Genomic DNA, 13,589 nt, shown 5'->3' with positions numbered 1-13,589 from the left:
AATATATCCGCATGAGAACAGACCACAAAGTGGCTCTGAAGAAAATCAAACAACAAATTCTTGCCTTCTGTCTCCGACATGATTTTCGCTATACCGAGGGAAGCAGTAATTGGACACAGAAACATGTTCGCTGGCTCCGTTCCCTAAATCCTGATGGACTTTATGCAGAGATTTTGACAGAATATCTATTGACCTATGAGAAATTAGTAGATCAAATAGAACGGTATGATGCACGAATTGAGCAACTGGCTCAAAGCGACAGTTATCAAGAGAAGGTCTCACGGCTTTCTTGCTTTATTGGCATTAAAACACTAACTGCTCTTTCCATTGTGACAGAAATCGGTGATTTTAATCGCTTTGCGACAGCTCAACAGTTTACTTCTTATCTTGGGCTGACTCCTAGCGAAAACTCTAGTGGCGACAAGGAGAGAAGAGGTGCTATTACCAAAGCTGGTAATAGCCATGTAAGACGACTTCTGATAGAAGCTGCACAATCATTGGCTAAGGGGACTGTTGGGTATAAATCCAAAGAATTGAAAAGGAGACAAAATGGAAACCGAGTGGAGGTAATTGCTTATGCGGATAAGGCTAATGAACGCTTAAGAAGACGTTATCGCACACTTGTTCTAGGAAAAAATAAGAAACAAAACGTTGCTAAAACAGCTATTGCACGGGAATTATCTGGTTTTATCTGGGGGATGATGACAGGAAGAATAGCTTGAAGTTAGCACTTGTTTTTATGTACACTTTTGACAATTACGTTTTATCATCGCAGAGCGATGAGGAATCCCTATTTCTATCCAAAATCACTGGGTGAATTTGGACAGAAATAAGGATTAAAATCATGTTTGAATGGAGAGTATCTTGAAGGAGTTTAGGACTTCAAGGTTTGAGTCATCTACGAAATGACTAAGTGGCACAATTGTGATCCACGCTTATAGAGAGTAGGACTCGCGGCAGAACCATTGACCTGTAGGTAACCAATCCACGAATATCAGAGTGGCCAATGCCCGAAGCTAAGAACTAGGCTCTTTCTAGATACTTTTCATTTTTTATCAGTTCGATTGTTTTTTACTTGACAAAGGGCTTTACATATCAGTTATTCAGTATATCTTTTGAATTTTTAGGCTTGCTTCTGCGATAGATGTATACTGTTTTCCTTATTTCTTTATAGGAAGTAAGTCGTTATTCTGCTTGAAATAGACATTAGCATATTTGGTGGGAATTAATATTTTTTAGAAGAAATTCAAGAGGTGTTTGACTATAATATTTTTGTGATTGTGTATAAAAACAAGAAAAGTTGTTCTTATTGATATAGCTTTTTACTTATGGTAAAATAATAATTGATTTTTATTTCATCCATATACATATATATATATATATATGTATGTATATGCACGTGTGAAGAAAAAAGAATATTTCTAGGGAGTTTTCATGAACAAAAAACGATTTAATAAGCATTTTGATGAAATTGGACGTAGAAGTAGGGTCAAAATGCATAAATCGGGTAAGAACTGGGTCCGGACGGTCTTGTCCCAAATCAGTCTTTTACGCGTGATTAGAGGGAAGGGGCAGGCCAAGGTTACTTTGCCGATTATTGAAACAAATGAGGAGCTGAGAAGTTCTCGTCTGGCTTACTTACAGGCCTTGTTAGCCTCGGGGGCGGTCATATCTGGGACGACCCTTGCACTGAATACTTTTGCAGAAGAGCAAGTCGCTGTAGTGGAGCAACAGGTTGATAGCAAGGCAGACACCCTTGTTGATAAAGATATAGTGGTTGTTGAAAGCGTTTTAACAGAAGTGGTTTCGGAAGAAAGTATTACATCAACAACAGGTTCTGCCACGGCTAGTGAATCAGGGTCAGTGAGTGCCAGCACCTCGGGTTCTTTTAGCGCCAGCCAGTCTGCTTCAGTTAGTCTATCTAGCTCAGAGAGTGCTAGTTTGTCTGTTTCTGTTTCTGCATCAACCTCTGCGAGTGTCTCCGTTTCGACATCAGCGTCAGAATCTGCTTCAACCAGTGTGTCTATGTCTGTTTCTAGCAGCCTAGTAGAGGGAAAGACGAGTTCGATAGGAGTAGTAGGTTCAGAAAATAGTAGTGAACCATCAGGAAGTAAGGTGTCTGAGTCCAGTCTGGTTGCTGTTGAGAGTAGAGGCGCCCTTTCTTATGCGCCTTCAACTGATTTGCTTGCTCCAACGGATGCTTTGGCGCAGCCCGATAGTACTATCGTTGCTATGGCTACTGCAAGTTCGGAAGTTGCAACAGGGTTAGTAGCTACTAGTTTGAACAGTAGTTCGTCTAGCCAGTCTGAGACAGCCCAAATGGCTAATAGTTTGGATTATACAAACTTGGACAATGCCATTGCTAGTTTGCAACATGCCCTTTCTTATCCAGAGGTGGATGCTACGACAACGACTGCTACTAGATATAAGAGGTATGAAACAGCCCTAAAGGTTGCTAAAGCGGCTTTGGACGAATCGTTGACTCTAAGAGAAGATAGTTCTGCTAGTCAGGATAAGGTCGATACCATGGCCTTGATTGCAGGTCAGGCAGCGATCTCCTTGACTGGTCGTATCAATCAGATTCAGGCCGCATCAGGTATGCTGCGCGCATCCGAAGGAACCAGCACACGTGCAACAGATACGACTAGACCAGTTATCTTGTCAATGCCTTCTGATGTCATTCTGTTTAACAACGTAGCTATGACGAAAGAATTAGTAGTTGCGACGATACAGGAAAATACACCAATTTCATCTTGGTTGATGTACGGTATAGCTTACTATGGTGATAGTAACGGGGAAAGCTATCTACGAACGACAGATACCAATATGGATAGGACATTGGGACTGCAAGTTGTTGCTAGAGCAACCTCTCAAGCTAATATTTATGAGTTTGTTATCAAAGGAACACCTGTTTATAATGGAACGGTTAACGGTGCTACCTACTATACTCGCTGGCCATATATTCTAGATGGTGGTTCGGCATCGACTCGTCAAGCGCTCGCTAATCATCTAGCTGGAACGAAATATACAATCGTCGAAGTCTCAGATGGTAACCACTTCATTAATATGAATTGGAACGAGCAGGTAACAGATGCAATTATCCAGAATAAGACACGAGTAATTACTAAGTCAGGCCAGCCTTGGCAGGGACAAAACAGCTTAAATTCATTGACAATTACGGTTAATGGTACGAAGCCAGCAGTCAACCAGTCAGGCAACGTCAGTGTCTCCTTGGCAACTCCTCAAGGGTTGACTACCAATGCAAATATCTATATTAACTACCCACCAAAAATTGAAAATGCTGTATCACAGATTTTCGTCTTTAACAATACAGCAACAACAGCTGCGACTCGTATTGCTACTGTATCTGATACAGCAGGACAAACAGTTACTACAACCATTGCAAATAGTGGTGGCTTGACACCTGATGCAACAGGTACTGTGTCAGCTGGTCAAAGTTTCACGACAGGATTGGGATACTATACACGTACTCTGACGGCAACAGATAACTATAACAATAGTTCAACTCATTCATTTACGATCCGCTCCTTTAATGTAAGCGGTGGTAGCATCTCTGCAGAAGCAGGTACAAAAGTTACTGAAGAAGCAATTAAAAACCTGGTTAAGGGAACGGTTGAAACGGGAACTGGAAACACTTTGGATGGTTCTGGCTTGGATAATATCGCGAACTATGCGATTGTTTCAGGTTACGACCATGAGCCAACTGTCGGTACAAAAACAGTCCGTGTTCGTGCGACGTTGACAGGCGGTAACTACAAAGAAGTAGACGTTACGATTAACTATACTGATACTCAAGCCCCATCTGTTCAACTATCAAGCCAACAGATTTATGTCTTTAATGGTGAATCGGTCAAAATTCTAAATCCGTCCAATCCAACCGCTACGACCAATCCTGTTTCCACGAAGATTCAGTTAGCGACCGTAACAGATGCGACAGGAGTTGCGACAACAGCAAGTAGTAATGGTGATGTTCAGAATTCGTCGGGTAACAGCAATAGTAGAGGAATGGCTGTTACTGTCGAGGGAAGTTCTACTACTTCAAAAACGGTTTACCTAAGCGGAACACCAACTGTGGGAAATCTCCCAAACAATGGAGGACCTGCCTATGGCTGGTATGGAAACTTCTTGAAGATTGCTGATACAGCCAATCCAGCTAATACAACAACCTATAACTCAACAGATGCGAGATACCATTTGGTCATTCTTGGAACGTCCGTAGCGACAATTGCTGATCGTGATATTCAGTCACCAACTTTCACGCGTGTTACAGAACAAAACATTTTGGATGCTGTTTCAGTTAACTTTGGGAATGCTAATGATTACAACAATGCAAACCAAGCAAACATCCGTAAAGTTTTACTGTCCAATACAGATACGGGGACAGTAACAGCAGGTCAAAAGACAGCCGTTGTTCGTGTCTATACCTCTACAAATACCTATAAAGATGTGCCAGTCACTTTCACTTATCGTGACATGACGGCACCAACGGCAACTCTGACTGCGACCAGTCTCTACGCCTTCGAAGGGCAAGCCCTACGTGCACCAATCCAACTTGCGACCCTAGCTGATGCGCCAAATGGCTCAGGTTTAACAGGTGGTCAAGCTACGACTCAGATTGTGATGGCAAGTTCTACGACAGAAAACGGCAAGGGTCTAACCATCAATAGTTCTGGTCAAGTCAGCGGTACGCCAATAGCTGGTAGTCAAGGTTCATATACCAACCGAGTCCTTGTTCGGGATAATGCCGGAAATACAGGCTATTCGAATAGCTTTAAAATGTATGTCCTGCGGGTGAATCCTGTCACAGCAACCAGAGAGTATACTGGAAATAATAAGTTTACAACGGATGAAATTACCAATCTTATCAAGAATAAGATTGCAGCAGATAGCGGTATTAGCGTTGCTGATTTGTCTGCTCTGACCTACACCATTCCAGACCATACCTATGCGGTAGGTAGCCAGACCATTCAGGCGACGGTGAGAACGCCTGCTGGTGATACTAAGACGGTTCCAGTCACTCTGAATTATACTGATACGACCAATCCAACTATTACTAATCGTAAGGACGTTACCGTATTCATTGGTAAGCAGATTGAGATGGTTGGCAATAGCACCCTTATCCCAGTTACAGCGACAGATGTTTCAGGCGTTCGTTATAGCTTGAATAATGCTGGTTTTGGTGTCACAGTCAATCAAACGACAGGTCAATTGCAAGGAACTGCGACAGGCAGTCCAGGTTATAATACTCGTACTGTTACAGTTACGGATGGTCAGGGTCGAACGACCACTTCAGAAAATTTCAAGATTTATTTGATTGAAGCAACCACAACTACGGTGACGAGAGAGTACGGTCAGACGATTTCAGTAGATGAGATTAAAAATGCCATCACATTGAATCGTGGGACAAACGGTTCTCCAGTAACAGTCAATATGGAGTTGCTAAATGCCATTCCGCAAAACGCAAACGGTACTGTTCGTGTGCGTTTGACAACCAGTGAGGGTGTGACAACTATAGTTGATGTTCCAGTTGTTTATACAAATGAGCGACCAACTATTCAGGCAAGTAATCAGACGATTACCAAAAACCGAGAAGGCACTCCTACCATGTACGATGTGACAACAGGAGTAACGGTTCGTGATAGGGAAGATGATCGCTCTGCAAGCGATAGCCTGGTCACTCGTAAACGCTATGAAATTGTTAATGCCAATAATGTAGTTGTCAAAACAGTGGCAGAAGGTGCGGCAACCAATATTGATATTAGGGATTTACCAGCTGGTAATTATACAGTTAAGATTTATGCGACAGATAGCGGTGCTACCAATCCAGTTGAGGGTTCCTATATCTTGACAGTCAATGCAGATACGCAGGCACCAACTATTCTCACAACACAGAATGTATCTGTCTTCTCGGGACGATTGATTGAAATGGTTTCGGGACGGACTTTGAAACCTGTTACTGCTGAGGATCCTTCAGGTCTTACTTATCGTTTGACAGGGAATTCCACACTAAATCTTTCAGTTGATTCAGCAACTGGACAACTTCAGGGGACGACTAGTCCGACTGCAGCAACTGGTTTTTACACCTATAACGTGACAGTTACCGATAGTAGTGTCAATGCTAATTCGAGGGTGTCCCCCAATTTCCGCATTTATGTTATGGGGATTAATGTCACCCCTATCGAGCGTCAATACGGTCAAAGCGTGACCATTGATGATGTAAAAAATGCCGTATCCGTCAACCTAGCAGGATCTACTGTAACAGTTGAAGAAGTGGTCGAAGGAACGGTTCCGCAAGCAACAGGAGTAGCCAAACTGCGTTTAACAACCAGTGAGGGTGTGACAACTGTAGTTGATGTTCCGATTACTTATACAAACGAATCGCCAGTTGTGACAGTGCCAGGAGCTAAGACTATTCTCAAACAACCGACAGGTCAGCCAACTTCAATCAATTTGGCAGAAGGTGTTACTGTCAGCGATAGAGAAGACGACCGTTCACCTACAGATAACCTGACAACGACTGTTACTTATGAGATTTTGGATGGCAATGGTCGTTCGGTTATGACTGTTCCAGCTGGTTCTTCTACGACTGTAGATGTTGGCAATCTTCCGGCAGGGGATTATATGGTACGTATTTCAGCCCTTGACAGTGGCGGTACACAGACAGTAACAGGAAATTACTCTCTACGTCTCAATGACAATACTCCACCTGTCATTACTGCGACGGACCGAACGGTTGATCGTAGCGATGGAAGTCATATTGATCTTTCTACTGGCGTAACAATTCGGGATACTGAAGATAATGCCTCTGGTACAGCATTGACGGTTACCTATAAGGTTGTTGATTCCAAGGGAGCTACGGTCTATGAAGGCAGAAATCCTAATGTTGCATCCAGTCTATTACAGGCAGGAGACTACACTGTAACTGTTTCTGCTACGGATTCGCATGGAGCTAAGACAGAAAAATCCTATAAGTTGACAGTAACAGATCGTGTTTCTGTTTCTGAATCTGCAAGTTTATCAGCAAGTGTTTCCGCCTCAACATCGGCAAGCACAAGTGCTTCCGAGTCTGCATCATTGAGCGCATCGACCAGCGCAAGTACGTCCGCATCGACGTCAGCCAGCACGTCTGCATCAACAAGTGCAAGTACCTCCGCTTCAACCAGCGCAAGTACGTCTGCGTCAACCAGCGCAAGCACGTCAGCATCGACTAGCGCAAGTACCTCAGCTTCAACGTCCGCATCGACTAGCGCAAGTACAAGTGCGTCGACCAGCGCGAGCACGTCTGCTTCAACGAGCGCAAGTACGTCCGCATCGACCAGCGCAAGTACGTCTGCATCAACCAGTGCAAGTACGTCCGCGTCAACGAGCGCAAGTACATCAGCATCAACCAGTGCAAGTACATCCGCATCGACGTCTGCAAGCACCAGTGCATCAACCAGTGCAAGCACTTCCGCATCAACGAGCGCAAGTACATCAGCATCAACCAGTGCAAGTACATCCGCATCGACTAGCGCAAGTACGTCCGCTTCAACAAGTGCAAGTACATCCGCATCGACTAGTGCAAGTACATCCGCATCGACTAGCGCAAGTACGTCCGCGTCAACGAGCGCAAGTACATCAGCTTCAACAAGTGCCAGCACGTCCGCTTCAACAAGTGCAAGCACGTCTGCCTCAACCAGCGCAAGTACAAGTGCGTCGACCAGCGCAAGTACGTCCGCCTCAACAAGTGCCAGCACGTCTGCTTCAACCAGCGCAAGTACAAGTGCTTCAACCAGCGCAAGTACGTCTGCATCGACAAGTGCCAGCACGTCCGCTTCAATGAGTGCAAGTACATCCGCCTCGACAAGTGCAAGCACAAGTGCTTCAACGTCAGCCAGCACGTCAGCATCAACCAGCGCAAGTACATCTGCCTCAACGTCGGCAAGTACAAGTGCTTCAACATCGGCAAGTACCTCCGCCTCAACATCGGCAAGTACCTCCGCCTCAACGTCAGCAAGTACGTCCGCCTCAACATCGGCAAGTACTTCTGCCTCAACATCGGCCAGCACGTCAGCTTCAATGAGTGCAAGTACGTCCGCATCAACGTCGGCAAGTACTTCTGCCTCGACAAGTGCAAGCACAAGTGCTTCAACAAGTGCAAGCACGTCAGCCTCGACAAGTGCAAGTACGTCCGCATCAACGAGTGCAAGTACGTCCGCATCGACTAGCGCAAGTACTTCAGCATCAACGAGTGCAAGTACGTCCGCATCGACTAGCGCAAGTACGTCCGCGTCAACGAGCGCAAGTACTTCAGCTTCAATAAGTGCAAGCACGTCCGCCTCAACAAGTGCAAGTACGTCTGCTTCAACGTCGGCAAGTACCAGTGCCTCAACAAGTGCCAGCACGTCTGCCTCAACAAGTGCAAGTACCTCCGCCTCAACAAGTGCAAGCACGTCTGCCTCAACCAGCGCAAGTACTTCAGCGTCAACCAGCGCAAGTACCTCAGCTTTAACCAGCGCAAGCACGTCAGCTTCGACAAGCGCAAGTACGTCCGCCTCAACAAGTGCAAGTACGTCTGCATCGACAAGTGCAAGCACAAGTGCTTCAACGTCAGCAAGTACTTCAGCTTCAACGTCAGCAAGTACGTCCGCTTCAACATCGGCAAGTACTTCTGCCTCAACGAGTGCAAGTACATCAGCGTCAACCAGCGCAAGTACTTCAGCTTCAACGTCAGCAAGTACTTCAGCTTCAACGTCAGCAAGTACGTCCGCTTCAACATCGGCAAGTACAAGTGCCTCAACAAGTGCAAGTACGTCTGCTTCAACCAGCGCCAGCACGTCTACCTCAACGAGTGCAAGCATGTCCGCCTCAACGTCGGCAAGCACGTCTGCCTCAACGTCGGCAAGTACGTCCGCATCAACGAGTGCAAGCACGTCTGCATCGACAAGCGCAAGCACAAGTGCTTCAACGTCGGCAAGTACATCAGCTTCAACGAGTGCAAGCACGTCTGCGTCAACGTCAGCAAGTACTTCCGCCTCAACATCGGCAAGTACGTCCGCGTCAACCAGCGCAAGTACAAGTGCCTCAACAAGTGCAAGTACGTCAGCATCGACAAGCGCAAGTATAAGTGCCTCAACATCGGCAAGCATGTCTGCTTCAACTAGTGCAAGTACGTCTGCCTCAACATCGGCAAGTACGTCTGCTTCAACAAGTGCAAGTACGTCCGCGTCAACCAGCGCGAGCACATCTGCGTCAACGTCGGCAAGTACGTCTGCCTCAACAAGTGCAAGCACATCTGCTTCAACGTCAGCCAGCACGTCCGCATCAACGTCAGCAAGTACGTCCGCCTCGACAAGTGCAAGTACCTCCGCTTCAATATCGGCAAGTACAAGTGCCTCAACCAGCGCAAGTACGTCCGCATCAACGTCAGCCAGCACGTCTGCATCGACAAGTGCAAGTACGTCCGCATCAACGTCAGCCAGCACGTCTGCATCGACAAGCGCAAGTACAAGTGCCTCAACGTCAGCAAGTACGTCCGCATCAACGTCAGCCAGCACATCCGCTTCAACATCGGCAAGTACAAGTGCCTCAATAAGTGCAAGCACGTCCGCATCGACCAGCGCAAGTACCTCCGCATCAACGTCAGCAAGTACGTCCGCGTCAACCAGCGCAAGTACAAGTGCCTCAACGTCAGCCAGCACGTCCGCATCAACGTCAGCAAGTACGTCTGCATCGACAAGTGCAAGTACGTCCGCTTCGACGTCAGCAAGTACAAGTGCTTCAACATCGGCAAGTACGTCCGCATCAACCAGCGCAAGCACAAGTGCTTCAACGTCAGCAAGTACCTCCGCATCGACCAGCGCAAGTACGTCCGCATCAACCAGCGCCAGCACGTCTGCATCGACAAGTGCAAGTACGTCCGCATCAACCAGCGCAAGTACAAGTGCTTCAACATCGGCAAGTACAAGTGCTTCAACATCGGCAAGTACAAGTGCTTCAACATCGGCAAGTACGTCCGCCTCGACAAGCGCAAGCACAAGTGCCTCAACGTCAGCAAGTACCTCCGCATCAACGTCAGCAAGTACGTCCGCTTCAACATCGGCAAGTACAAGTGCTTCAACATCGGCAAGCACGTCTGCCTCAACGTCGGCAAGTACGTCCGCATCAACGAGTGCAAGCACGTCTGCATCGACAAGCGCAAGCACAAGTGCTTCAACGTCGGCAAGTACCTCCGCATCAACGAGTGCAAGTACGTCTGCCTCGACAAGTGCAAGTACAAGTGCTTCAACCAGCGCGAGCACATCTGCCTCAACGTCGGCAAGTACGTCCGCCTCAACCAGTGCAAGCACGTCCGCTTCAACCAGCGCAAGTACATCTGCTTCAATGAGTGCAAGTACCTCCGCATCGACAAGTGCAAGTACAAGTGCTTCAACCAGCGCCAGCACGTCTGCCTCAACGTCGGCAAGTACGTCTGCATCGACAAGCGCAAGCACAAGTGCTTCAACGTCGGCAAGTACAAGTGCTTCAACATCGGCAAGCACGTCTGCATCGACAAGTGCAAGCACAAGTGCTTCAACGTCAGCAAGTACGTCCGCATCGACTAGCGCAAGTACGTCCGCCTCAACCAGTGCAAGCACAAGTGCTTCAACGTCAGCAAGTACGTCAGCGTCAACCAGCGCAAGTACGTCTGCCTCGACCTCTGCAAGCACGTCTGCTTCAACGTCAGCAAGTACATCCGCCTCGACAAGTGCGTCAGAGATTTGGATTGTATCAAATGCTGGTGGTACTTCCATGGAATTACCAAAAATTGATATTCAATCGGTATCTGAATCCATAAGTACCTCTCAATCGTTGTCAGCAAGCATAAGTGTCTCAACTAGCGCAAGTACATCGGCGTCCACGTCAGCAAGTATGTCTGCGATGACATCTGAAACTGCAAAACCGGCAAAACGGAATGCAACGAAGTTACCTAACACAGGTGAGACACAGTCTGGAACAGCAGGTGTGTTGAGTGCATCGATGTTACTCGGAGCCTTTGCGCTTCTAGCTAAACGTCGCCGGAAGGATCAAGAAGACGATGAAATCTAGTACGATGTGTTGTTCTGTAGTTGGAACTAGGATGATTGAAATAAGGTAGGCAAATTTTAGTCAGGACCAACTTAAAAAGAACATACAAAAATAGCTCTATAATTCGCTAGTGGTTTCAACCATTGACGACATTATAGAGCTTTTTTGGGTAGAAGGATTGGCTATCTATATTTTTGGTGAATAGCAGGTGTCATGGTTCGGCTAATTTATGGTACAATATTGCTATGATTATTCTAAGCGGAAACAAGATTGAACGCTCATTTGCGGGCGAAGTTTTATTTAACAATATCAACATTCAAGTCGATGAACGGGATCGGATTGCCCTTGTCGGAAAAAATGGGGCTGGCAAGTCAACTCTTCTTAAAATCCTTGTCGGAGAAGAAGCAGCGACTAGCGGCGAGATTTCTACCAAGCGAGATTTATCGCTTTCTTATCTGGCACAGGATAGCCGTTTTGAGTCGGAAAATACTATCTACGATGAAATGCTCCATGTCTTTGACGACCTGCGGACGACGGAAAAACGCCTGCGGTCTATGGAAGAGCAAATGGGCAGTCTTTCTGGTAATGAACTTGACCAGCTGATGAAAACCTACGATAGTCTGTCAGAGGAATTTCGTCTGGCAGGTGGATTTAGCTATGAGGCGGATATTCGTGCCATTTTGAACGGTTTTAAGTTTGACCGGACCATGTGGGACATGAAAATCTCCGAACTCTCTGGCGGTCAAAATACTCGACTTGCTCTGGCAAAGATGCTTCTTGAAAGCCCAGAGTTATTGGTGCTGGACGAGCCGACCAACCACCTGGATATTGACACGATTGCTTGGCTGGAAAACTACCTAGTGCATTACAAGGGAGCCTTGATTATCGTCAGTCACGACCGCTATTTCTTGGACAAGGTAGCGACACTGACACTGGACCTGACCAAGCATTCCTTAGATCGTTATGTGGGCAATTATTCTCAGTTTGTCGAGCTCAAAGAGCAGAAGTTACAGACTGAGTTACAAAACTATGAAAAGCAGCAGAAGGAAATTGCTAAGTTAGAAGATTTTGTCCAGAAAAATATTGTCCGTGCTTCGACCACCAAGCGTGCTCAGGCTAGACGCAAGCAGTTGGAAAAGATGGAGCGACTGGACAAGCCAACAACTGGTCAGAAGTCTGCCAACATGACTTTCCAGTCGGACAAGACTTCTGGCAATATCGTCTTGACAGTGGAAAATGTTGCGGTGGGCTACGATGGAGAAATACTCTCTCAGCCCATTTCCATTGACCAAAGAAAGCTGGATGCCATTGCCATTGTCGGTCCGAATGGAATCGGAAAAACTACCCTGCTCAAATCCATCATCGGAGCTCTGCCATTTATAAAAGGGGAAACCAAGCTAGGAGCCAACGTGGAAGTGGGCTACTACGACCAGACCCAGTCGGCCCTGACGCCTTCCAACACCGTCTTGGAGGAGCTCTGGTCCGCCTTTCCAACCACGCCTGAAGTGGAAATCCGCAACCGTCTTGGAGCCTTCCTCTTCTCAGGCGATGATGTCAAAAAGTCCGTTTCCATGCTATCTGGTGGGGAAAAGGCCCGCCTGCTCCTTGCTAAGCTATCTATGGAAAATAACAACTTCCTCATCCTTGACGAGCCGACCAACCACCTGGACATCGACAGCAAGGAGGTTCTGGAAAATGCCCTTATCGACTTTGACGGCACCCTGCTCTTTGTCAGCCACGACCGTTATTTCATCAACCGCGTCGCCACCAAGGTCCTGGAAATCTCGGAAACTGGCTCCACGCTCTACTTGGGCGACTATGACTATTATCTGGAGAAAAAGGCAGAGCTGGAAGCAGAAGCCCAGCCTGACCAGCTAGAAAGTACCAGCCAATCAGCCGGAGCCATGGACTACCAAGCCCAAAAGGAAAACCAAAAAGAGCAACGCAAACTGGCCCGCCGCATCGAGCAAATCGAGGCAGAAATTGAGAACATCGAAAACCGCCTCAGCGAGCTCAACCAAGCCATGCTAGAAACCAACGACATCGGCCAGCTGACCGATTATCAAAAAGAAATCGACCAACTAACTGCCCAACAAGAAAGCCTCATGGAAGAATGGGAAGAATTATCTGAGCAGATGGGCTAGGTTGACAGCAAGTTGACAAGAGGCTCAAGCCCTTGATAGAACAAGCTTGCAAGCCAGTCTTGCGGAGTTAGCAAGACCACCTTTCGCTAAAAAAGTCCAGAGCAAGCCAGTCTTTCTTGGCAAACATCTACCGACAGGCTAAGATGAGTATAGAGATTAGCATCACTTCTCGAAGGTGGTGTCAACATCTCAGCGCAGTGGTTGATTGGGTTTAACAGTCCAGTGGACTGTTAAAGGTTGGAGATAAGATTTGCGAAGCAAATCTCAGCAATTCGTGTTGCACACTTCAAATCTGGCCTAACGAATGTTGCGAACTTTGTTCGCTTTATTCCCAACCTTAAACTGTCCCCCAGACAGTTTAAGCTGTGCGGGGGTGGG

The 13,589-nt window shown here is 46.8% G+C and carries 3 protein-coding genes and 2 pseudogenes; all 5 read left to right on the top strand.

The genetic code is table 11. The features are described from left to right. On the top strand, positions 1-722 hold a 722-nt coding region (locus ODU55_RS06810), incomplete at its 5' end, for a transposase (RefSeq protein ID WP_398582355.1). 712 nt (positions 723-1,434) lie between these two features. Then, positions 1,435-1,674: pseudogene (locus ODU55_RS06805) on the top strand (accessory Sec-dependent serine-rich glycoprotein adhesin); the annotation flags it as partial. Between the two features lie 5,421 nt (positions 1,675-7,095). Beyond that, positions 7,096-9,657 (top strand): annotated as a pseudogene (locus ODU55_RS06800) (hypothetical protein); the annotation flags it as partial. 1,263 nt (positions 9,658-10,920) lie between these two features. Continuing rightward, positions 10,921-11,088, top strand: coding sequence for an LPXTG cell wall anchor domain-containing protein (locus tag ODU55_RS06795; RefSeq protein ID WP_161944843.1), 168 nt, complete (start codon positions 10,921-10,923; stop codon positions 11,086-11,088). Positions 11,089-11,312: 224 nt separating this feature from the next. Then, positions 11,313-13,211 (top strand): ABC-F family ATP-binding cassette domain-containing protein, encoded by a 1,899-nt coding sequence (locus ODU55_RS06790; protein WP_398582354.1) that lies wholly within the window; start codon positions 11,313-11,315, stop codon positions 13,209-13,211. Positions 13,212-13,589 lie beyond the last annotated feature (378 nt).

It is taken from the genome of Streptococcus sp. 2022WUSS037, from assembly GCF_044427225.1.
In the GTDB taxonomy this organism is placed as follows: domain Bacteria; phylum Bacillota; class Bacilli; order Lactobacillales; family Streptococcaceae; genus Streptococcus.
Note: the sequence above shows the minus strand (reverse complement) of the source record. Positions and strands in the feature narration are given on the sequence as shown.

Bases quoted from the DNA above. Each gene is read 5' to 3' on its own strand.
- ODU55_RS06790 (WP_398582354.1), top strand. From the start codon at position 11,313: ATGATTATTCTAAGCGGAAACAAGATTGAACGCTCATTTGCGGGCGAA.
- ODU55_RS06795 (WP_161944843.1), top strand. From the start codon at position 10,921: ATGACATCTGAAACTGCAAAACCGGCAAAACGGAATGCAACGAAGTTA.